Consider the following 21,542-nt stretch of genomic DNA (forward strand, 5'->3'; position numbering starts at 1 on the left):
CCGATCACTCGTCGATCGGGAGGACGCGGCCGCCGAGCAGTACGGCGATCTCGCAACCGGTCCCGGAGGTCTTGCCGGCGGCGAGGCAGTCGACCGCGAGCACGACGTTGTCGTTGGGACCGAAGGGGATGGGCGTCACCCGGGGCTGGAACTCGTTGGCGGAGTTCATCGCGCCCAGGTCGATCTCGTACAGCACGTCGCCGTTGCGGAGCAACTGGGCGGTGCCGATGTCACCGTTCGTGTTCTGGAACACGACGTCGCTCAGCAGGAACTGCGAATCGGGTGGCACCGAGAGCGATTCGCTGCGGTCCTGGTTGATGCCGACGTCGACCGCGATCCGCCACGAGACCGGTTCGCCGGCGTCGGCCGCGGCGACGACCTCGGGTTCGTCGTCGACGGTGTCGTCGGGTCGGGTGCTCGGTGTGTCGGCGAGCGTCGTGGCCGGCGCCACACCGATCTCACGGATCCGGTCGTCGACCGCATCAGCGGCGGCGTCGTCGATCGCCGGCTCGACGACCGCCGACCACAACACGATCGCCAGCACCACGGCGGCGGCTGCCCCGAGCACCCGGGCGAGCGTTCCGGCCGGGATCGTCGGGGGCTGGATCAGCGTCGCCCGGCCGGTCGCCGGGGCGTGATCTTGTTCGGTGGCCTCGATCTCGAAGTCGAGTTGGCGCTCGGAGCGCCGGAGGAAGCTGCGCTGTGCGGTCAGCTTGAGTCGGACGAGGCTGGCTGAACCGGGGGCGACCCCGACGGCCGGCGGATCGAACGCCCCGTCGACGCGCTGACTGGCGTCGACGAGATGGAGCCGACAGCTCGCCAAATTGTTGCCATGGTTCTCGACCATGAACTCGAACGTCGCCCGTCGCCGGCCGCGCTGGAGTGGCTGGAGCGCCGTGATGCGTCGATCATCGAACGCGGTGACGGTGGCGATCGTCTCGGCGATGACCGCTTCGTCGGGGTCGCCCTGGGGGATGACCCGCACGGCGATCGCCGTGGGACCCGCGGACGTGGTGTGGATGGCCGGCGGGCGGACCACGACCTCGACCACGTCGCGAGAGCCGCCGAACAGCGTGATGTTCGGGCGGGTGACGGTGGTCCAGGCGGCCGCGAGGCCGGCCGGGATGACGGTGTACGACTCCGTGTGATCGCCCACGTTCTCGACGGCCAGCGACAGCGACGTGGATTCACCCGGCTGGACCGAGATCTCGTCCTGGGCGAACCACACCTGCACCGACACGACTGCGACGCTACCGCTCCCACCGTCCGCCGAACGCGCACCGCCGGCGGTGGGCCTGTGCGGGCGGTGGGCGCGATGCGTACCATGCCAGGCATGGCCAGCCCCAGCGCCGACTTCCCCCAGCACCGGCCGCGCCGACTGCGATCCACGCCGGCGATGCGCGACCTCGTCGCCGAGACCAACGTCGCGGTCACCGACCTGATCGCTCCGCTGTTCGTCCGTGAGGGCATCGACGAGCGGATCGAGATCACCTCCCTGCCCGGGGTGTTCCAGGAGACACGCGAAAGCCTCCGACGCGAGGTCGCCGGGCTCGCCGAGCTCGGTGTGAAGGCCGTGATGCTGTTCGGGGTGCCCGCAACGAAAGACCCGACCGGGTCGGGCGCTTCGGATCCCGACGGCATCGTCCAGCTCGCGCTCGCAGATCTCGTGGCCGAGGTCGGCGACGACGTGGTGCTGATCGCCGACCTCTGCGTCGACGAGTACACGAGCCACGGTCACTGTGGCATCGTCGGGGCCGACGGCACCGTCGACAACGACGCGACGCTCGACCTGTACGCGGCGGCCGCGATCGCTCAGGCCACCGCCGGCGCACGGATCGTGGCGCCGAGCGGGATGATGGACGGCCAGGTGGGTGTCATCAGGTCGGCGCTCGACGAACACGGCTTCACCGACGTGTCGATCCTGGCGTACGCCGCGAAGTACGCGAGCGGGCTGTACGGGCCGTTCCGCGACGCGGTCGACGTCACGATCCAGGGCGGCGGTGACCGCAAGGGCTACCAGCAGGACTTCCGCAACGCGCGCGAGGCACTGGTCGAGGTCCGGGCCGACATCGCACAGGGCGCCGACATGGTCATGGTGAAACCGGCGCTCTCGTATCTCGACGTGATCCACGAGGTGCGGCGAGAGGTCGACGTGCCGCTGGCGGCATACCACGTGAGCGGCGAGTACTCCATGATCAAGGCGGCTGCGGCGAACGGGTGGATCGACCACGACGTCGTGGCGCTCGAGCAACTCACCGCGATCAAGCGCGCCGGCGCCGACATCATCCTGACGTACCTGACCAGATGGTTCGCCGAACGCGCGACCGGAAAGGCGATGACATGATCCCCGTCTGCGACCCCGAGCGATGCACCGCTGCAGGATGCTCGGCAACCGTGTGTGTCGGTGCCGGCATCCCGTCGAACGACGAGATCTTCGAGCGCTCGTCCGAGGTGATCCCCGGCGGCGTCAACTCGTCGATCCGGGCGTTCTCGTCGGTCGGTGGTCGGCCCTACGTCGTCGCCAGGGCGCAGGGAGCGCACGTCTGGGACATCGAGGGAACCGAGTACATCGACCTCGTGCAGAGCTATGGCGCGATCATCCTCGGTCATGCCCATCCGGCGATCGTCGCCGCGGTCACGGCGGCGGCGGCCGACGGCACGTCCTACGGGGCTCCGACCCCGCGCGAGATGAAACTCGCCGAGGCGATCACCGAGCGCGTCGGATCGTGCGAGCAGGTCCGGTTCATGAACTCGGGCACCGAGGCCACGTCGACCGCGGTCCGGCTCGCCCGTGGCTACACCGGGCGCGATCGGGTCGTCATCTTCCACGGGAACTTCCACGGGGCAACCGACGCGCTGTTGGCGGCGGGTGGGAGCGGCGTCGCCACGCTCGGCCTGCCCGGCACCGCCGGCGTACCCGACGGTGCGGTCGCCGAGACGATGGTCGTGCCGTACAACGTCGTCCCGACACTCGACGAGACCGTGGCGTGCGTGATCGTCGAGCCCGTGGCCGCCAACATGGGTGTCGTCGCTCCGACGACCGGGTTCCTCGAGGGGCTGCGGGCCGAGTGCGATCGGGTCGGCGCCGTGCTCGTCTTCGACGAGGTCATCACTGGTTTCCGGCTCGGGCTCGGCGGTGCGCAGGCGAAGTACGACGTCTGGCCCGACCTGACCACGTTCGGCAAGGTGATCGGCGGCGGACTCCCGATCGGTGCCGTCGGCGGGCGTCGAGACATCATGGAGACGCTGACCCCGCTCGGCAAGGTCTTCCACGCCGGCACGCTGTCGGGCAACCCGATCGCGACCGCCGCCGGACTGGCTGCGCTCGATCTCCTCGACGGCGACCTCTACATCGAGCTGATGGCACGGGCACGACACTTCGCGGCACAGATGCGTGATGCGTGCGCGGCGGCGGGCTTCCCCGCCCAGTTCCCGGTCGTCGGCACGCTGGTCGGCATGGTCTGTGGCGACGTCGACCGCCCGACCGACTTCGACAGTGCCAAGCAGACCGACGAGGCGGCGTTCGCCCGGTTTTTCCGTGCCATGTTGGCCGAAGGCGTCGCGATGGCGCCCGGCGCGTACGAGGCGATCTTCGTGGGTGCAGCCCACACCGACGACGTCATCGCCCAGATCGCGGACCGCGCCCACCGTGCGGCCGCGGTGGCAGCGAGCTGAGTCCGGCGCCGGTCCCGCGAGCGGGGAATCGGTGGTCAAACTGTTCGGCCCGCGCGACGATGGGTCCCTGTGAGTTCCGGGACCGAGTTCGCCGCCGCGCTCGTCGAACCGATCGATCGGACGCTGTCCTCCGCCCGCGAGCCGGGTGAGTTGGGGCAACTCCACCTCGCCAGAGCGATCGCGCTCCAGGGCCGTTCGGGGCGCGACCACGTGGCGGTGGCCGGCGAACGCCGTCGGCGCCGGCTGACCGCCGTCGCCACTCGCTCGACCTGAAGCGGTAGCGTCCAACGCACCATGCGGCAGATCTTCAGCGTGCGCTTCTTTGCCGCGGTCGGCGGCGTGGTCGCCCTGTTCTTCCTGCTCACGACGATCTTCGCCACCCGTGAGGTGATCGAGGGTGGTGACGACGGGCCCGGAGGGGTCGAACTGCACCGGATCGACCTCGTCGAAGAGGTCCAGTCGGTGACGAACCCCCAGTTCGCGCTGACGATCGACGGCGTCGCAGCGAACGACACCGACCTCGTGATCGACCGGTCGCGCACGCTCCGCATCGTCGAGGACACCCCGGGCGTGGATCATTGCCCTCGATTCCCGGCCGCCGGCGCCTGTGCCGTGCTCGCCGACCTGCTCGGGGAGGCGGTGGTGTGGTTCGCCCTGGTGCCGAACGGCGCGAACCGGACCGTCGACCTGCCGGCGATCGACACGCTCGACGACGGTCTGGCGACGCTGGTCAACGGCTGGCAGGTTCCGTTCGCTCCGGTGCTCGACCGTCGCTGCGCCGACGAGTACACGTCGTATCGCGAGTTCCGCGACGTCTTGGGTGACGACTTCACCTCGGTATTCGGTATCGACGAGCGGCGCCTCGTCGCGGTCGAGTGCAACGTCCGCGTCGACTACGCCCCGGTCGTCACCGTCGCCGAGGGTGCGGAGATCGGTGACCCGGACGCCACGATTCCGCCGCCGCCCGACACCGTGCCCGGCGCGACGATCGATGTGCGGGCGGGTGCCGAACTCGAGCCGGCGGTCGAGGACGCCGTGGTCGGTCGGGATCTCCCGGATGCGACCGGGCGGTTGGAGGAGGCGGGTTGGTCGGTCCGCACCGACGATCTCGACGACCCCGACGAGACGTTCACCGCCGACCTCCGACCGGATCGGGTCACGCTGCGCCACCGTGACGGTGTCGTCGTGTCGGTCACGATCGGCTGAGGCGAGCCGCCGCGGCAGCGGTCCGTCGCTCGCCTCTGGTGGACGGTCCGATCGCCGCGACACGTCACGAGGACGAACACGAGGCGAACTCGCGAGCCGCATTTGGTACGTCGCGAGGGCCTGTGTATGGTCGACGACGAGCTACCCCCACGGCGGTGATTCCAGTCCTTACCCCCCTCGACAACGATCCGGTGCACATCACGGTGCGCCCTCCTACCCGCGACGATGCCGCAGACATGTGGCGACTCGCCGAGACTTCGGTCGATTCCAACTCCCCCTACAGCTATCTCATGCTGGTCGAGTACTTGGCCGGCACGTGCGCGGTGGCGGTCGATGACGACGGCGCCCTCGCCGGGTTCGTCACCGGGTTCCGGGTCCCGGACGATCCGTCGACGTTGTTCATCTGGCAGATCGCCGTGTCGCCCGACCGGCGCGGCCTCGGCATCGGCGCGCAACTCCTCGACGGGCTCGCCGGACGCCTGGCCGCGCCCCGACTGCGCTACCTCGAAGCCAGCGTGACGCCGGGTAACGACGCGTCCGCAGCGCTCTTCCGTTCGTTCGCGGAATCGAGACGAACCGAATGTGTCGAAGAGGAACTCTTCGATGCTGCCGATTTCCCCGGCGAACACGATCCGGAAGTGCGCTACCGGATCGGCCCCTTCTGACCTCGCGGTCATCTGCACGGAATCACCAGCACGTCCCGAGCGTCGCTGCGCGCCTGCTCTCGCTCGGCATCGACGATGCCGACGCGCCACCGCACCGAGATCACCGACCGAACACATCGCTTCCGACGAGCGAACCAGAAAGGAAACCGAACATGGCAACGACCGAACAACCGGCCGCCGAGCGACCGCACGGCCACGAGGATCCGGGCCGTCCCGGTGGCGCAGGCGATCTCTCCACGTTCGAACGACTCGAGTCCGACGTGCGCTCATACTGCCGCGGCTGGCCGACCGTCTTCGAACACGCCGAGGGCGCCGTCCAGACCGATCGTGACGGCCACCGCTACCTCGACTTCTTTGCCGGTGCCGGCGCACTCAACTACGGACACAATCCGCCTGAGTTGACCGATGCGCTGGTCGACTACATCACCGGACGCGGTGTGACCCACTCGCTCGACATGGCATCGGTGGCGAAGGAGCGCTTCCTCCTCACGCTCGACGAGGTGATCTTGCAGCCCCGCGGCCTCGACTATCGCGTCATGTTCCCCGGGCCGACCGGCACGAACGCCGTCGAGTCGGCGATCAAGCTGGCTCGCAAGGTCACGGGACGCGAGACCGTCATCAGCTTCACCAACGCGTTCCACGGCATGACGCTCGGCTCGCTCGCCTTGACCGGCAACTCGGTCAAGCGGGCCGGCGCCGGGGTCCCCCTGGGCAACGCGGTCAAGATGCCGTTCGAGAACACGTACGGTGACGAACTCGACACGCTCGACCTGCTCGACTCGTTCCTCACCGACGCCGGCAGCGGCGTCGACCTCCCCGCCGCAGTGATCGTCGAGACGGTCCAGGCGGAGGGCGGCGTCAACGTGGCGTCGGCCGGCTGGATGCGGCGACTCGGCGGCATCTGCAAGCAGCACGGTGTGCTGCTCGTCATCGACGACATCCAGGTCGGATGTGGGCGCACGGGGCCGTTCTTCTCGTTCGAGGACATGGGCTTGGACGAGCAGCCCGACATCGTCTGCCTCTCGAAATCGCTCAGTGCGTACGGCCTGCCCTTCGCGATCGTGCTGCTCGATCCGCGCTGGGACGTCTTCACGCCCGGTGAGCACAACGGAACGTTTCGCGGCAACAACCTCGCGTTCGTGACCGCCGCCGCCGCGATGGAGCGGTGGTGGCGCGACGACGCGCTCACCGACGACGTGCGTCGCCGTGCGGCGATGATCGAGACCGAACTCGACTCCCTCGTCGACGAGCACCCGGGCCTGTTCGAGGAGCGCAGAGGCCGCGGACTGATCCAGGGCGTGTTGTGCTCCGAGCCGGAGGACGCCGGGCGGATCTGTGCTGCGGCGTTCCAGCGAGGGTTGTTGCTCGAGACCGCCGGTCCGGACGACCAGGTCGTGAAACTGCTGCCACCGCTGACGATCAGCGACGAAGAACTCGGTCGCGGCCTCGACATCATCCGCGCCGCCGTCGAACAGACGGTCGACGATCAGGGGCAGCGCCTCCTCGACGCGCCTGCTGCGGCGGGGACGACGTCATGATCGTGCGGACGCTGGGCGAACTCGAGGACACCGAACTCGACGTTCGCGCCGACACGTGGAAGTCGCGGCGCTTGTTGCTCGCGAAGGACGCGATGGGCTTCTCCCTCCACGACACCGTGCTCTACGCGGGCACGGAGACCGAGATGCACTATCAGAATCACCTGGAAGCCGTGTATTGCATCGAAGGGCACGCGGAGATCACCGTTGCCGACACCGGTGAGGTCCACGAGCTTCGTCCGGGCACCGTGTATGCGCTCGACGAACACGATCGCCACGCGCTCCGGGTCTTCGAGGACTTCAGATGTGTGTGCGTGTTCAATCCGCCGGTCACCGGTCGGGAGGTCCACGACGAGCACGGGGTGTACCCGCTGCTCCATGAATCGGAGGAGGACGCGACCGCGCAAATGCCGAAGGACGATCCGACATGAGCACCGTCGACCGGTACCGATCGCGAACCGGTGGCGAGGAGCAGGTGTCCGACCGGCTCGACCCCGTGTTGTGGGGTGGACCCGACGTGCCGGGCCCATTGAGCAGCGAACAGCTCCGACGCTTCGAGACAGATGGTTTCCTGATCCTCGAGGACTGGCTGGATCGCGACACCGTGGCGGCGTGCCTCGACGACGTCGCCGCGCTGGGTCGATCTCCCGAGATCGCCGGCGACGAACGCTCGATCCTCGAACCCGACTCGGGCGCGCTCCGGTCGCTGTTCCAGGTCCACCGGTCGGGATCGGTGGTTCCGGGGCTGGTCGGCGACCGGCGTCTCGCCGGAGCGGCACAGCAGATCCTCGATGACGACGTCTACGTGCACCAGAGCCGGATCAACCTGAAACCGGCCTTGCACGGCAAGTCGTTCTCGTGGCACTCCGACTTCGAGACGTGGCACGTCGAGGACGGGATGCCGGCGATGCGTGCGGTGAGCGCCTCGGTCGCCTTGACCGACAATCACTCGTGGAACGGCCCACTGCTGCTGATCCGAGGCTCGCACCTGCGCTACGTCGCGTTCGGCGGCCGCACGCCCGACGACAACTATCGAACCTCGTTGCGGCGTCAGGAGTACGGCAGCCCCGATCTCGAGGTGCTCGCGGCGTTGTACGAGCACGGCGACATCGTCACGTTCGACGCACCTGCGGGTTCTGTCGTGCTGTTCGATTGCAACGTCATGCACGGGTCGCCCGACAACATCTCGCCGGTGTCTCGAACGAACCTGTTCGTCGTGTACAACGCGATGACGAACGCGCTCCAGGACCCGTTCGGAACCGACCGGCCCCGACCCGAGCACATCGCCGAACGTTCCCCGGAGCCCCTCGTGCTCGGCTGAGCCGACGAGTGGTCACATGGCGGCGACGGCCGACGCGGCGGCGACCCCCGAGTCGAATGCGCCCTCGACCTTCGGTCCGGCGAACAGGTCGCCGGCGAGCACGACGCGGTGCTCCTCGTTCACCCAGCACGGATCGGGCCACGGCTCGACCGGGCCGGCGAACCGCCATTTCTTCACCTGGACGTCGGTCACCGAGGCCTCGCCGAGCCACGGTCGGGCGCGTTCGAGCAGGAGGTCGCGCAGCGAGTCGGTGTCGTCGTCCCAGTGGTCGGAGCTCCACGGTTGCGTGGCGTGGAAGGTCACCGCCGGCACCGGGCTGATGCCCTTGGCGTGGTTGTCGCCGATGAAGCCGAAGGGGGCATCGGCATCGGTCGGGTCGAACTGCACGCCGCCGGGTGACGGAACGGCGCTCGGACCGTCGAGCACGGTCAGGAGACCGATCGTGCGGTGGTACTCGCGGCGGAACAGCGCGTCGGGCACGCCGAGCTGTGCCTGCACGAGCAGCGCCCACGACTGCGGCACCGGACACGTCAGCACGAGTGCGTCGACCTCGTGCACGACGCCGTCGTCGATCACGACGTCCCAACCCGCCTCGGTCGGTCGGCATGAGAAGACGAGCCGGCTCGTCAGGCAGTCCAGGCCCGTCGCGAGGTCCTTGGCGAGTGTGTTCATCCCGGACGTGCCGCAGTAGCGCGGGTGACCGTCGGGTGTGTCGGCGAACCCGTGGCACCAGACCCGGGCGATGTCGCGAGCGACCCAGTCGTCGACCTGGCGCCGGAACGCGTCGCCACGGGCGGTGAAGAACTGCGCCCCGTGGTCGAGCCGCGCCGAGCCGATCCGTCGAGTGGCGAGACGTCCGCCCACCGAGCGTCCCTTGTCGAAGACCACGACCTCGTGCTCCGACGACAGGCGGCGCGCTGCGACCAGGCCGGCGAGTCCGGCACCCACGACGGCGACCCGCATCAGCCGGTCGCGGTCGCGGGCGCCTCGAGCGACGTCGAGGTGGTCACGGCCCGTTCGGCTCGGCGGAGGAAGTCGAGCATGATCCGATTGAACGTGGTGCCGTGTTCGATCATGAACCCGTGGGCGGCTCCGCTGATCACGACCAACTCGGCCGTGGGGATCGCCTCGGCGATCTCTTCGGAGTCGCCACGCGGGGTGAGGATGTCCTGGTTGCCGACGATCACGAGCGTGGGCACCTCGATCTCGCCGAGTCGTTCGGCGAGCTGGTCGTCGATCGACAGGATGCCGGCGACCTGTCCGGCGAAGGCATGGGCGGGCCGCGACAGGGCGAGCGGGCCCATCCAACCGATCGCGGGGGCCAGCCGACGGAACGATCGTGGTCCGATCACCCAGCGGGCGGCGGCCGCGGTCATGGCGCCCATGCCCGAGGCCTGTGCCGTGTCGGCCCACTCGGCGAGGAGTTCCTTTCGCCAGGGATGGTGCCGGCACGCGGTGCAGGCCAGCGTCAGCGAACGCACCCGGTCGGGGTGGCGGAGCGCCATGATCTGGCTGATCACGCCGCCCATCGACGCGCCGACGACGTGGGCCGACTCGACGCGGGCGTGATCGAGCACCGCGGCCGCATCATCGGCCATCTGCTCCATGGTGTACGCCCCGTACGGCTTGTCGCTGCGGCCCGCTCCACGGTTGTCGAACGCGATCGTGCGGAACCACGGCGCGAGCGCGATGCGTTGCAGATCCCAGAGGTGCTTGTCGGCGCCGAGACCCTGGATCATCAGGACGGGAGGCCCCGACCGGCGCCCGGACTCGCGGTAGTGGAGCCGCACCCCGTCGGACGCTCGTACGTACGGCATCACAGGCCCCCGATGCCGCCGGTCGGCAGCCAGTCGAGCGGCGTGCCCGTGAGCGTGCCGCCCATCTCGTCGAGCAGCGCATCGATCCTGGCCTGGAGCAGATCGGCGGTCTCGAGCTCTTCGAGCGGCCCGCGCCGACGTCGCCGGAGCCGGGCGGGGGCACCGATCTCGACCCGCGCATTGCGACGGACCGGCACGGACACCGTCGCAGCGGGGAGGACCCGGACGCCCGCGGCCACGGCCGCGCCCACCAGGCGGTGGTCGATCAACCCGGATCGTTGGTTGGTGGCCTCGTGGTCGGCACCGAGCACGACGAGGCTGCCGGCGCGCAGCGCACTCTCGACCTCGGCCTCGACGGGGAGGAGGCCGCCGAGTCGTTGCATCAGCGGCCCGATCGGAGCGACGTCGGGGCGGCCGACGAAGCGGACCGGACGGTCGACCTCGGCCCCGATCGCCAATGCGGCGAGGATCGGTGCGAGCGCGAACCGTCGGGCGTTGACGACGATCAGCGCTCCGGTGCGTTTGGGCAGGTGCTCGGCGCCACCGACCGAGGTGCTCCAGCGCAGTTGACTGGCCGACCAGATCCGGTTGACGAACGCGTTGTCGCGTCCCCAGTCGTCGACCTCGTTGGCGGTCCAGGCCCGGAAGGTCTGCACCGAGGACGAGGCGAGGTCGGTGGCCGGTTTGCCGACGGCGCGGACGGGCATCGAGATCACGTCGGCGAGTTGGCGGGCGGGATTGGCCATCACGCGACCGCCCGGGCTGCTGGAGTGTGCACCACGCTGGGCCACCGGTAGAGCTGGTCGATCACGTCGCTCGTCGTGGCGGTCGGGGCGAAGCCGAGTACCTCGGCGGCGCGAGCGTTGTCGCCCAACCTGCCGCGCACCAACATCTCGTGCACGTGGTCGGGGAGCGGTGCGCCGGCGAGGTAGGCAGCGGCCTTGGCGGCGGCCCACTGCGGCCCGACGACGGGCACCGGAACACGATGGCCTCGACGGGTCGCCTGATACGCGGTGATCGCTCCCGGAGCGACGATGTTGACCGGCTCGTCGAGCGCCAGCCGGGCTGCGGCGACGAACGCCTCGGCGGCATCGTGCTGGTGGACGACGGCGAACGGAGGGTCGGACAGCGCGCTGAACGGCACCGCGGGCATGCGGAGCAGGCGTCCGAGCGGGCTCGGTACGTGAGGTCCGAGGACGCTCGCGAGACGGAGTCGGCCGACCGCGACCCCGATGCGGGAACCGATCGCCGTGGCGGTGTCTTCGATGTCGAGCAGGGTCCGGCCGTACCCACTGGTGGGGAACGGCACGACGTGTTCGTTGGGGCGGGTCACCGAATTGCGGCGACGGCCGTAGACCTCGAGGCCGCTGCGGACGACGATCGCCTCGAGCGCTCGGCATTCGGCGGCGGCGCCGAGGATCGAAGTGGCGGCATCGTCGGTAAGTTGGCGTGCGTTGCCGGGTGTGGCCCGCGAGTACGGCTCCCACACGGCGATGTGGACGACCACGTGCGGGTTGAACCGTGTGATCTCCTCGACGGTGCGGTCGTGCTGGCCGGCGACGATACGATGGAAAACCGCACGCCGAAGCCGTCGTCGAGGTGGATCGGTGCCGATGCCTTCGAGCGGTCCGACCCAGGGCTCGTTCTCGAGCAACATGGCGACGCGGCATCCGAGTTCACCGCCCATACCGCTCACGAGCACACGCTTGCCTGCCATCATGAATCACGCTAGCCCCGTCCCCAAGGTGTCGACCCGATCCGTCGGGTGGTTCGTGGTGACCCTGGCGCTCGTCGTCGGGGCCTCGGCCGTCGCCGCATCACCGGGCGCGATCGATCGTGCGGCACACGTGTCGTCGCCGGCCGAGCGGATCTTCGTTGCCGGCGAGGGTCTGACCTTCCCGATCGACCCGCTGCCGCGGTGTGAAGTGTTCGACAACTTCGGCGGCCACAGCAAGGCGTTCGGCAGCGGCGGCCACCAGGGTCTCGACATCGGCGCTGACCTCGGCCAGGAGGTGTACGCGGTCGAGGACGGCACGCTGTACCGCCAGTTCACCGACGTGTCGAGCAGCGCCGGCCTGGGCTGGGGTCTGTGGTCGACGACCGACGTGAAGTACCGCTACTACCACCTCGACGGCTTCGCCGAGGGGTTGGCGGTCGGCGACGAGGTCGTCGCGGGCCAGCTGATCGGCTACGTGGGTGACACGGGCAACGCGAGTCCGGGTGGCTGGCACCTGCACTTCGAGGTCCGCCCCGGTCCGCACCCGCGCTACGGGTCGGCCGCGCCGGTCGACCCGGTGCCGCTGCTCGCGATCCCGAGCATCTGCAACGTGTACTGATCAGCCGAAGCCGCGACTGTCCTGCTTGAGCGCCGTGTCGATCGACAGGGCGCTTGCGACCACGAGCGAGTTGAGCGGTTCGGGCGCTCGCTGGGTGATCTGGAGGACGTAGTTGTCGGCGGTGGTGAACATCGTCTTCGCGATGCCCTCGAAGGTCTTGGTGACCCGTGCGATCTCGTGGCCGTCGGCGTTCTCGATCCGGAAGTTCCAGGCCCGCCAGTTCTCCGCCTTGATCGCGCCGAGCTGCTGCCCGTCGGCCATCAGACCGAAGTTGATCTTGCCGATCATGTTCTGCTGCACGACCCGGCCGATCTCCCGGTCGTCGGCGTCGCTCACGATCACCGTCGACTTCATCACCTTGGCCGGCCGTGTGATCTGGAGGACGACGCCGCCGGTCACGTCGGTGACCTGCAACTTGTGCGTCATGAACTGGTCGAGGCTCGAGACGAGGCGCATCACCTTCTTGGCCGTGGACTGACCGACCTGGTTGACGGCGGCGATCTGTGTGCCCTGCTGGTCGAACACGCTGTACTGGTTGTTCAGCTCGATCAGCTTCGCCTTCTGGTTCACGACCAGGATCGGCTCGGTCAGGATGCCGCCGCCCCCGCCCGCCACCGGGCCGTCGAGGCCGATGCCGCGGTGACCGGTGCCGCGCAGCTGTTGATCGATGGTCTCGGCCTTGCCCTCGTTGCCGAGCGTGAGCCCGCTGTCGAGTCGGTCCATCCGGGTGGCCGGTGGCGGTGTCGGTGCGTCGACGGGGTCGGTTCCGGTGATGCCCTGGTCACTGACGTGGTCGGTCCATGCGGCGCCGTCCCAGTACCGGAGCTCGTGCCGCCCGGTCGGGTCGGGGTGCCAGTTCGCCGGAGTGTCGCTCATGTTCCGAGCCTAAGGCGTCGCCGACGCCCGAACGAGTTGTTCGTGTGGCTGCGGGCGCTCAGTGGCGGAGGCCGGCGGCGGCCATGATGACGTCGCGTGCCCACGGGTCGAGCTGACGGCCGGTCAGCCGCTCGGTGACGGCGATCGCCTTCGTGTCGTCGTCGACGAGGCCGGACCAGCGGATGTAGCCACCCATGATGCCGACGAGACGGTCGCCGAGTTCTTCGCCGTGGACGAGCAGCTTGGCACCGTTCTTCAACAGATCGTCGAGCTCGCGGTAGAACGCGGTGAGCCAGGCGTCGCGCTCGTCGGCCTTGAACGGGCGATGGCGGTATGCCAGGTTGAGATCGTCGTAGTTGTGCAGGTTGTGCGGTGCCTGGATGATCGAGATCGCGTAGTTGAAGCCGTTCTCACGGATCCAGATGATCTCCTCCTGGCGTCGGACACGACGGTGGTTGTCGCCGTAGCCGCCGGGACGCTCGCAGATCGCGAGCTTGTCCTTGAGGATCCACGTGAAATGCCGGGGCTTGATGCCCAACGCCCACTTGCCGCGCAGCTTCGGCGGCATCAGTTGGATTCCTGGATTCGATGGGATGAGAACTCGTGATGCGATGGCATTGCGGGGTCCGACTCTACCTTGCCCACGCGAACGAGCAATTCGGAGGTCCCATGTCACACGATCGGGGGCGGCCGCCGGCGGTCCGGATCAGCCTCCGACGACGCGAAGACGCTGGTTCGACCGCTCGACACGGCGCCCACCGGGGAGTTCGCAGGCCACCACGGTGCCGCGAGCCACGGCGAGCACGCGCTCGACGGCCGCCGCGTCGGGCGGGTACCCGGCGTCGAGCAGCCAGCAGCGGATCGCCCGTCGAGCGAGGACCGTCGGCGCGTCGGCGACGGCGAGCGCGTCGGTCGGGTCGATGCCGGCGGCGAGTCGATCGAGGAACTCGCTGTCGTCGCGCAGCAACCCGGCCGTTCGTTCGAGGATCGGTACGAGGTCGCGTCCGGCGATGTCGGTCAGCAGCGGCAGCGCTTCGGCCCGGATCCGGTTGCGCCACACGTCGGGTCGGTCGTTCGAGGCGTCGTGGACGGGGGTGATCCCGAGCGACCGGCACACCGCAGCGGTGTCGGTGCGACGGAGGGAGAGGATCGGGTGGGTCGGTCCGGGTCGCATCGCTCCGAGACCACCGCTGCCGCTGCCACGCACGAGCCGCAACAGCACGGTCTCGGCCTGATCGTCGGCGGTGTGACCGGTCGCCGCATCGGGCGGCAGGGTGCGCCGCCTGGCCTCCCGGGCCCGGGCCTCGAGATTGGGGCCGGGTTCGACGTCGACGGTGTGCAGTACGAATCGGACGTCGAGCCGGTCGGCGATCGCCCTGGCCCGTTCGGCGTCGTCGTGCGACTCGGCTCGGATGCCGTGATCGACGTGGTGCGCCGTGACGGCGAGGCCGGCGTCACGGGCGAGCGCGATCAGCGCCGTGGAGTCGCCACCGCCCGAGAACGCGCAGGCGATCGACGTGGCGGCCGGTGGGAACGTGCAGCGACCGAGCAACTCAGCGAACGCCGGAGCGCAGCGAGGCCCGTCGCCCGATGTCAGAGCTCTTGCTCGCGTTCGCGCTTGCCGCCCGGGAAGCGCTGCGACGACACCGTCTTGAGGTATCCGCCGACCAGCCCGACAGTGGCGCCGATACCGGCGATCAACATCGCGACGCCGATCCACCAGTGCCAGATCTGTGCAGCAAGCATGCCGTCAGCGTAGCGACCCGGGGTGGCCGCCGCTCAAGTCCGGTGGCGCCGGGACCGGCGAACGATCGCCGCAGCTGCCGACCAGGCGAGGTAGCAGAGTCCGGCCGCGGTCGCTCCGGCCCCGATCCCGACGACGTTCGCCAGGGCGTCGGTGGCCTGAACGTTGCGGGTGGTGGCGTAGCGACCCTGTGCCAGTTCGAGCCCGACGCTGATGACGGTGAGGACGGCGACGGCGATCAGCAGGCCACGCCAGGTCCAGATCGCGAAGCCGACCAGGACCGTGACGACGCTCCAGAGCGCCACGTGGACCATGAAGTCGGGTTGGGTGATGTCGGGACCCGAGGCGAGTTCGACCCGGTTCCCGGTGTCGATCCGTTCCCAGAGTCGGCGGGCCCGGTCGCCGAACAGCGATCGCAGGACGCCCGGTGCCCGATCCGAGAGCAGGAGTGCGGCGGTGGTGAGGATCGCGGCGACCCCGAGGAGTCCGACGAAGAGCCGGCCCGAGGCCGGCGGACGGTCGGCCGGTGACCAGCGCCGCTTCGGGGGCGACGGCTGCCGCTCCGGTTCGACGACCGGGATCTCGAGTGTGTCCATCGGACGCGACGCTCAGGTCGGTTCGATGGTGAGGTCGTCGTCGGTCGCCCCGATGATCCCGTCGCCGTCGAAGTCTTCGTCGAAGCACTGTTCGATGCGTCCGAGCAGGCCGGCGGGCATCTCGTCGTTGCTGCACTTCCGCCGGATCGCCAGCTTCAGCTCCGCCTGGAAGTCGAACGCCTGGTGACAGTCGACGCAATCTCCGAGGTGCGCGTGGATGTGTCGGCGCACGTCGTCGGGCAGTTCGTCGTCGAGGAAAGCGTCGAGTTCTCGAATGGTTTCTCTGCAGTTCGCCATGTGTGACTCAGTCGTCGGAGTGTCGGTCGTCGAACGTCGTGGTCAGCCCACGAGCCTTCGCGTAGTCGTACAACGCGCGCTGCATCGCTTTTCTTCCCCGATGGAGCCGTGACATCACGGTACCGATCGGGATGTCGAGCATCTCGGCGATCTCCTTGTAGGCGAAGCCCTCGACATCGGCGAGCAGCACCGGGAGACGGAAGTTGTCGGGGAGGTCCTCGAGCGCCTGTTTCACCTCGTCGTCGGTGAACACATCGAGGAACTGCTCCTCGGCCGACATGCTCGCGGCGGCGGTCTCCATCGAACCGAGGCGGCGGTACAGGTACAGATCCTCGAGTTCGCCGAGGTCGCTCTCCTGCGGACGACGCTGTTTGGCCCGATACCGGTTGATGTAGGCATTCGTGAGGATCCGGAACAGCCAGGCCCGCAGATTGGTGCCCTCCTGGAACGTGTGGAAGCTCCGGAAGCCGCGCAGGTAGGCCTCTTGGACGAGGTCCTCGGCGTCGGCTCGGTTGCGGGTCATCCGGAGTGCTGCGGAGTAGAGCTGCGGTGCGTACTCCATCGCCTGGTCGGCGAACTCCTGCTGATCGGCCACGAGTGGCGACCCTAGTGCTTGGCCCTCACTCGGCCCATGCGGCGTGCCGCAGGGCCGTCGCCGACCCGGCCGGTCGCGAACGACCGGGTCTCAGGGTGAGTCGGCCGCTCGGGTTCGTTCGGCCTCGAGTTCGGCGACGAGTGCGTCGATCGACGTGACGAAGCGCTCCAGGTACTCGGCGAACTGTTCGAGTTCGTCGTCGTCGAACGGGTCGAGCAGACGTTGCATCCCCAGGTTGCGCAGGCGACTCACCTGCCGAATCATCTTCCTGCCGGTGGCGGTGACACGCGCCGTGACGATCCGCTTGTCGGCCTCCGCCGCGACACGTTCGGCGAGGCCGTGCCGTTCGAGCCGCGTGATCGCCCGGGTGGCGGTGCTCGGATCGACCCGGAGTGCGTCGGCGAAGTCGCTCATGCGCCATCCGGCCGGCTCCGACGCGAGGATCTCGAGCGCGTCGAGTTGCGCCTGTTCGAGCGGCGGACCGTCGGGGCCGAGCAGATGTGCACGCAGGGCAGCGCCGGAGGCCCCGCGCCGCAGTTCGCGCCACGACAGGGCGATCCGGCGTGCCGTGGCGTGCTCCGGTGTGCTCATGTGCGGCCGATCATCCGCCGGTCACGGCGCGGTTCGGGTGGCTGCGTCGCCGACGCCGCGCAGCCTCTCGTCGCCGGCGAGCTGCTCGAGATACCAGTCGTAGGTACTGCGCAGGCCGGTCGCCAGATCGATCGTGGACTCCCATCCGAGCGCGTTGAGCTTCGACACGTCGAGCAACTTGCGGGGTGTCCCGTCGGGTTTGGTCGGGTCCCACCGGATGGTGGCGGAGGGGTTGACGAGGTCGCGGATCGTCTCGGCGAGCTCACGGATCGAGAGGTCGACGCCGGTGCCGACGTTGATGTGAGACTCGCCGTCGTAGTTCTCGAGGAGATGGAGGCAGGCCGCGGCGAGGTCGTCGACGTGGAGGAATTCGCGGTACGCCGATCCGGTACCCCACACGTCGACGGTGTTGTCGTCGGTCGCCGCGGCATCGTGGAACTTGCGGATCAGGGCCGGCAGCACGTGAGACGAGTCGAGGTCGAAGTTGTCGCCGGGGCCGTACAGGTTGGTGGGCATCGCCGAGATGAAGTCGCAGCCGTATTGGCGCCGGTACGCCTGACAGAGCTTGATGCCGGCGATCTTCGCGACGGCGTACCACTCGTTGGTCGACTCGAGCGGGCCGGTCAGGAGCGCGTCTTCGGTCATCGGCTGGTCGGCGTCGCGCGGATAGATGCACGACGAGCCGAGGTAGAGCAGCTTGCGGACACCGGTCTCGTAGGCGGAGTGCACCACGGTGCCGTGGATCATCAGGTTGTCGTAGATGAACTCGGCCGGTCGGGCGGCGTTGGCGCCGATGCCGCCGACCGTGCCGGCGACGAGGAACACGTAGTCGGGTCGGTTGGCCTCGAACCATCGCGACACGTCGGACTGGTCGCGCAGGTCGAGTTCTTGGCGGGTGGCGGTGAGGATGTCGGTGAAGCCCTCGGCTTCGAGTCGTCGCACCAGCGCGGACCCCACGAGCCCCCGGTGCCCGGCGACGTACACGCGGGCCGAACGATCGATCGTCGTCATGGGGCGACGATACCCAACCACCGGGCCGGTCGGGAGGTGCCGGACGGGAGAACCCGTCAGCGGGTACCGACGACGAGTTGGTCGACCGGAGCGAAGTCGTCGGTGAGCACGAGCGCGCCGTCGAGGTAGTCGTCGATGTCGGCGACGAGCGAACCGGGGTCGCCGCGTTCGATCCGGGCTCGGTTCCATGCGGCTGCGTCGACGGGCCGGTCGCTGGCGACGACCACGGCGTTGCCGCTGAGCCCGTCGGTCAGACCCTCGCCCGGCATCACGGCGACGAACGGCAGGGCGGACCGGATCGTGGCTGCCTCGGCCTGCAGGAACGACTGTGCCGACCCGTCGATGATGTTGGCGACGTAGAGCCCGCCCGGCCGGAGCACCCGGGCGATGTCGGTCATGAACTCCTCGGTCGCGAGGTGCCAGGGCACGGCGCGGCTCCCGAACGCGTCGCCGACGACCACGTCGGCCGAGTCGGTCGCTCGGTCACGCAGGCTCAGCCGTCCGTCGCCGACCACGATCTCGAATGGGTCGGTGTCGACGCCGAGGTCGTCTCGCACGACGTCGACCAGCGTCGGGTCGATCTCGAGGACGGCCTGTGCGCTCCCCGGCCGCGTCTCGTCGAGGTACCGGGGCACCGTCATCGCCCCACCGCCGAGCGCGACCACGTCGAGAGGACCGCTCGGCGCCAGGGTGTCGATCGCCCCGACGATCTGACGGATGTACCAGAAGTCGAGGTGGGTCGCGTCGTCGAGGTCGACGTAGCTGTGTCGGAGGTCGTCGAGGACCAGGATGCGACCCGACGGGTCGTCGGCGTCGACCTCGATCGAGATGCAGTAGTAGCTCGACTGCACGTCGCACGGCTGTGGCACCAGCGCGTGGCCGCCGGCCGCGACCGCGGCGATCGCGAGCGCGGAGGAGGTCGCGACGTGTCGGGTCGCACGGTCGGTCAGCCAGAGCGCACCGCCGGCGACGACGAGGGCGACCCCGACCGACAGGATCAGCGTGCTGACCGCTGCGAACGCGACGAGGACGAACCCGGCGAGGAACGTGCCGACGATCGCCCCACCGGTGCTCCATGCCGAGAGACGGCCGACGACGTCGCCGGTGCGGTCGAGGTCGCGGAGTTGCAGTTTGATGACGGCCGGCGGTACGGCGCTGAGCACCGCGGCCGACGGCAGGAACCCGACCGCCGCCAACAGCACGCTCGGCAGGCCCTGGGTGTTGGCGCCCGCGGTCCCGCCCAGCAGCCGGACCACCGGGACCGACGCGATCGCGAGCGCTCCGCCGAGCATCAACAGGAGCGGGATCAGGCCGCGCGGGTCGTGCCGGTCGGCGAGCGAGCCGCCGACGCGGGCACCGACCGCGATCCCGGCGAGGATCGTGCCGATGATCGCGGTGTAGGTCTCGAGGTTGACGCCGACGTACGGCGCCATCACCCGACCGGCGAGGATCTCGAGCACGAGGACGGCCCCGGAGGTGCCGGTCACGAGTGCGATCGCGAGCCAGCCGGGCAGGGGGCGGGTGGCGTTCGGGGCGATGGTTCCGGACATCAGTCGTTCGGCACCATGATCCGGAGCGATCGCGGCGCTGCCGCATAGACGAGCGTCGAGGCGGTTTCGCGCCCGTCGCCGTCGCATTGCGCATCGACCGGCCGTGCCCACCTGACGGTGATCCGCTCCGCCTGGCCGACCGACGCCTCGTGCGCCGGCGGCGAGTCGCCGCGCAGGATCGCGACGGCGAACCGCAGGAATCCGGCGATCGAGTGGCGGCGCAGGATCACGACGTCGAGCCGCCCGTCGTCGAGCTCCGCGTCGGGTGCGACGTGGAGTGAGGCCGAGCCGCGCTCGCCGACGTTGAGCACGAGCACCGTGACGGCGCGACCGCGGAACCACGGGGCACCGTCGAGGTCGATCTCGACCGGTGTCGCCCGAGTCCGGACCCAGGTGACGATGCCCGTTGCCACGAAGCCGAGCCGACCGAATCGTTTGGTGGTCTCGTCGACGTGGCTGATGATGGCCGCGTCCCACCCCGAACTGCTGTTGAGCAGGAACGTCTCGGCGTCGGAGTCGTCTGCGGCGATCCGGCCGAGGTCGATCGTGCGGTCGGTGGTGCCGGCAGCTGCGGATGCGGCGAGCTCGAGGTCGTCGACGCCGAGCACCCGCGCGAGCAGGTTGACGGTGCCGCCCGGGACGACGGCCAGGGCGACATCGCTCCCGGCGAGGCGCGCCGCCACGGTGCGCTGGGTGCCGTCGCCGCCGATCGCCGCGACCGCGTCGACGCCCTGCGCGACGAGTTCGTCGACGGCGTCGGCCAGCGCGGCGGGGTCGTCAGGGGTGGTCGTCGTGACCGTGCAGCCGAGGTCGCGCAGGGGCTCGACGAACCCGTCCGCCACATCGGTGCGCTCCGGGTTGACGACGACGCCGATGAGGCGCGTCATCGGCGCAACCAACCGTCGAAGCGGCGGGTGAGCACCGGCATCAGCAGCCACGACAGGATCGCCACGCCGATCACATTGCCGACCAGGACCGCCAACGGGTTCGTGAGGTCGGGGTACAGCTGGTCGCGAAGGACGCCGAGCACCATCGATGTCGGGTACAGCGCCAGCAACACGAGCGCGGCCTGTTTCCATCGTTCGGGCGCCGTCGACGTTTCGCCGGAGAACCATCCGGCGAACCCGCCGACGATGTTGACCGTGCGCTCGCTCTCGAGGATCGGATCGATCTCGGCGAGGACACGGCGGCGTTCCGACGAATCGAGCCAACGATCGAGGGAGGCGCGATCGGTGAACGAGAAGATGATCGCGGTGTCGTCCTGCGTACCGGGCACCGGCTCGACCAGTTCCGACCGGATGAATCCGTCGAACCGGTCGAGCACGTCGTGGAGGCGGCGGTACCACCCGCGGAACTCGACGTTGGCGTTCGGGTCGATGCGGAACGAGGCGACCGCCGTGACCGTCAGTGCGGTGTCGGCCAGCGCGATGACCTGTTCGCGGACGGCGCCGTCGAGCAGCTGTTCGCCCTCGGCGACGAGTTCACGACGTCGAGCCGACATGAGCCAACCGTCGAGGTACTCGGGCGACGCGAACCGGTAGACGATCACCCACTCGTCGGGGTGCTGGACGTTGGGTGGTTGCATCGTCGACTCGACGTGGCCCGGCATGGCCGTGGCGGCGTCGCTCAACCGTCGCAACCAACGTTCGCCCTCACGTTCGCGGCCGGGCAGGAACCGTCGGGCCACGATGACGGTCGGCGGATGTGTGTCGGTCATCGCGACACCG

26 protein-coding genes are annotated in these 21,542 nt (G+C 69.3%); 9 read left to right on the forward strand and 17 right to left on the reverse strand.

Going from position 1 to position 21,542, the window contains the following annotated elements:
- Window positions 1-4: 4 nt before the first annotated feature.
- Window positions 5-1,240 carry a hypothetical protein gene (locus R8G01_18280; protein ID MDW3215951.1) on the reverse strand — a complete coding sequence of 412 codons (1,236 nt, stop codon included), beginning with the start codon at window positions 1,238-1,240 and terminating at the stop codon, window positions 5-7.
- A gap of 93 nt (window positions 1,241-1,333) precedes the next feature.
- Here R8G01_18280 and hemB point away from each other — a divergent pair, with 93 nt between their 5' ends.
- The 8 genes from hemB (at window position 1,334) to thpD (ending at window position 8,402) form a co-directional block, all read left to right on the forward strand.
- Window positions 1,334-2,344 carry a porphobilinogen synthase gene (gene hemB / locus R8G01_18285; GenBank protein MDW3215952.1) on the forward strand — a complete coding sequence of 337 codons (1,011 nt, stop codon included), beginning with the start codon at window positions 1,334-1,336 and terminating at the stop codon, window positions 2,342-2,344.
- On the forward strand, window positions 2,341-3,675 hold the full coding sequence (locus tag R8G01_18290; protein MDW3215953.1) for a glutamate-1-semialdehyde 2,1-aminomutase: 1,335 nt from the start codon (window positions 2,341-2,343) through the stop codon (window positions 3,673-3,675). Before hemB ends, R8G01_18290 begins: the two co-directional genes overlap by 4 nt.
- 69 nt (window positions 3,676-3,744) lie before the next feature.
- Window positions 3,745-3,948: a hypothetical protein gene (locus tag R8G01_18295; GenBank protein ID MDW3215954.1), complete on the forward strand. Its 204-nt coding sequence runs from the start codon at window positions 3,745-3,747 to the stop codon at window positions 3,946-3,948.
- A 21-nt stretch (window positions 3,949-3,969) separates the two neighbouring features.
- Window positions 3,970-4,881 (forward strand): hypothetical protein, encoded by a 912-nt coding sequence (locus tag R8G01_18300; GenBank protein ID MDW3215955.1) that lies wholly within the window; start codon window positions 3,970-3,972, stop codon window positions 4,879-4,881.
- A 155-nt stretch (window positions 4,882-5,036) separates the two neighbouring features.
- Window positions 5,037-5,546: a diaminobutyrate acetyltransferase gene (gene ectA, locus R8G01_18305; protein MDW3215956.1), complete on the forward strand. Its 510-nt coding sequence runs from the start codon at window positions 5,037-5,039 to the stop codon at window positions 5,544-5,546.
- Window positions 5,547-5,698: 152 nt separating this feature from the next.
- Window positions 5,699-7,084: a diaminobutyrate--2-oxoglutarate transaminase gene (gene ectB / locus R8G01_18310; protein MDW3215957.1), complete on the forward strand. Its 1,386-nt coding sequence runs from the start codon at window positions 5,699-5,701 to the stop codon at window positions 7,082-7,084.
- Window positions 7,081-7,512, forward strand: coding sequence for an ectoine synthase (locus tag R8G01_18315; protein MDW3215958.1), 432 nt, complete (start codon window positions 7,081-7,083; stop codon window positions 7,510-7,512). Before ectB ends, R8G01_18315 begins: the two co-directional genes overlap by 4 nt.
- Entirely contained in the window at window positions 7,509-8,402 is an 894-nt protein-coding gene (thpD, locus tag R8G01_18320; GenBank protein ID MDW3215959.1) for an ectoine hydroxylase, read from the forward strand. Before R8G01_18315 ends, thpD begins: the two co-directional genes overlap by 4 nt.
- 12 nt (window positions 8,403-8,414) lie before the next feature.
- Here the strand turns inward: thpD and R8G01_18325 are convergent, their stop codons facing one another.
- The 4 genes from R8G01_18325 to R8G01_18340 are packed head-to-tail and all read right to left on the reverse strand — an operon-like array spanning window position 8,415 to window position 11,936.
- A complete protein-coding gene (locus R8G01_18325; protein ID MDW3215960.1) occupies window positions 8,415-9,365 on the reverse strand; it encodes an NAD(P)-binding protein in 951 nt (316 codons plus the stop codon).
- Window positions 9,365-10,219, reverse strand: a complete 855-nt coding sequence (locus tag R8G01_18330; GenBank protein MDW3215961.1) for an alpha/beta fold hydrolase — start codon at window positions 10,217-10,219, stop codon at window positions 9,365-9,367. Before R8G01_18330 ends, R8G01_18325 begins: the two co-directional genes overlap by 1 nt.
- Window positions 10,219-10,965, reverse strand: coding sequence for a hypothetical protein (locus R8G01_18335; GenBank protein MDW3215962.1), 747 nt, complete (start codon window positions 10,963-10,965; stop codon window positions 10,219-10,221). The genes R8G01_18330 and R8G01_18335 overlap by 1 nt, the downstream gene beginning before the upstream one ends.
- Window positions 10,965-11,936, reverse strand: a complete 972-nt coding sequence (locus R8G01_18340) for an NAD-dependent epimerase/dehydratase family protein (protein MDW3215963.1) — start codon at window positions 11,934-11,936, stop codon at window positions 10,965-10,967. The genes R8G01_18335 and R8G01_18340 overlap by 1 nt, the downstream gene beginning before the upstream one ends.
- A 1-nt stretch (window position 11,937) precedes the next feature.
- Here R8G01_18340 and R8G01_18345 point away from each other — a divergent pair, with 1 nt between their 5' ends.
- A complete protein-coding gene (locus tag R8G01_18345) occupies window positions 11,938-12,555 on the forward strand; it encodes a M23 family metallopeptidase (GenBank protein MDW3215964.1) in 618 nt (205 codons plus the stop codon).
- Here the strand turns inward: R8G01_18345 and R8G01_18350 are convergent, their stop codons facing one another.
- The 12 genes from R8G01_18350 to R8G01_18405 form a co-directional block, all read right to left on the reverse strand.
- A complete protein-coding gene (locus R8G01_18350; protein ID MDW3215965.1) occupies window positions 12,556-13,431 on the reverse strand; it encodes a phospholipid scramblase-related protein in 876 nt (291 codons plus the stop codon).
- Window positions 13,432-13,489: 58 nt separating this feature from the next.
- Window positions 13,490-13,999, reverse strand: coding sequence for a hypothetical protein (locus R8G01_18355; GenBank protein ID MDW3215966.1), 510 nt, complete (start codon window positions 13,997-13,999; stop codon window positions 13,490-13,492).
- A 138-nt stretch (window positions 14,000-14,137) separates the two neighbouring features.
- Window positions 14,138-14,983, reverse strand: a complete 846-nt coding sequence (tilS, locus tag R8G01_18360; protein ID MDW3215967.1) for a tRNA lysidine(34) synthetase TilS — start codon at window positions 14,981-14,983, stop codon at window positions 14,138-14,140.
- A 41-nt stretch (window positions 14,984-15,024) separates the two neighbouring features.
- Window positions 15,025-15,177: a hypothetical protein gene (locus tag R8G01_18365; protein MDW3215968.1), complete on the reverse strand. Its 153-nt coding sequence runs from the start codon at window positions 15,175-15,177 to the stop codon at window positions 15,025-15,027.
- A 33-nt stretch (window positions 15,178-15,210) separates the two neighbouring features.
- Window positions 15,211-15,771 (reverse strand): hypothetical protein, encoded by a 561-nt coding sequence (locus R8G01_18370; protein ID MDW3215969.1) that lies wholly within the window; start codon window positions 15,769-15,771, stop codon window positions 15,211-15,213.
- Between the two features lie 12 nt (window positions 15,772-15,783).
- The gene (locus R8G01_18375) at window positions 15,784-16,068 is read right to left on the reverse strand and encodes a zf-HC2 domain-containing protein (GenBank protein ID MDW3215970.1); all 285 of its coding nucleotides are present in this window, start codon (window positions 16,066-16,068) and stop codon (window positions 15,784-15,786) included.
- 7 nt (window positions 16,069-16,075) lie between these two features.
- Entirely contained in the window at window positions 16,076-16,663 is a 588-nt protein-coding gene (locus R8G01_18380) for a sigma-70 family RNA polymerase sigma factor (GenBank protein ID MDW3215971.1), read from the reverse strand.
- Window positions 16,664-16,753: 90 nt separating this feature from the next.
- Window positions 16,754-17,254, reverse strand: a complete 501-nt coding sequence (locus R8G01_18385) for a MarR family transcriptional regulator (protein ID MDW3215972.1) — start codon at window positions 17,252-17,254, stop codon at window positions 16,754-16,756.
- 21 nt (window positions 17,255-17,275) lie between these two features.
- Window positions 17,276-18,265 carry a GDP-L-fucose synthase gene (locus tag R8G01_18390; protein MDW3215973.1) on the reverse strand — a complete coding sequence of 330 codons (990 nt, stop codon included), beginning with the start codon at window positions 18,263-18,265 and terminating at the stop codon, window positions 17,276-17,278.
- A 56-nt stretch (window positions 18,266-18,321) separates the two neighbouring features.
- Window positions 18,322-19,815 (reverse strand): fused MFS/spermidine synthase, encoded by a 1,494-nt coding sequence (locus R8G01_18395; GenBank protein MDW3215974.1) that lies wholly within the window; start codon window positions 19,813-19,815, stop codon window positions 18,322-18,324.
- Window positions 19,815-20,702, reverse strand: a complete 888-nt coding sequence (locus tag R8G01_18400) for a diacylglycerol kinase family protein (protein MDW3215975.1) — start codon at window positions 20,700-20,702, stop codon at window positions 19,815-19,817. Before R8G01_18400 ends, R8G01_18395 begins: the two co-directional genes overlap by 1 nt.
- Window positions 20,699-21,532: a hypothetical protein gene (locus R8G01_18405; GenBank protein ID MDW3215976.1), complete on the reverse strand. Its 834-nt coding sequence runs from the start codon at window positions 21,530-21,532 to the stop codon at window positions 20,699-20,701. Before R8G01_18405 ends, R8G01_18400 begins: the two co-directional genes overlap by 4 nt.
- Window positions 21,533-21,542 lie beyond the last annotated feature (10 nt).

Source organism: Ilumatobacteraceae bacterium (assembly GCA_033344875.1).
In the GTDB taxonomy this organism is placed as follows: Bacteria; Actinomycetota; Acidimicrobiia; order Acidimicrobiales; family Ilumatobacteraceae; genus Ilumatobacter.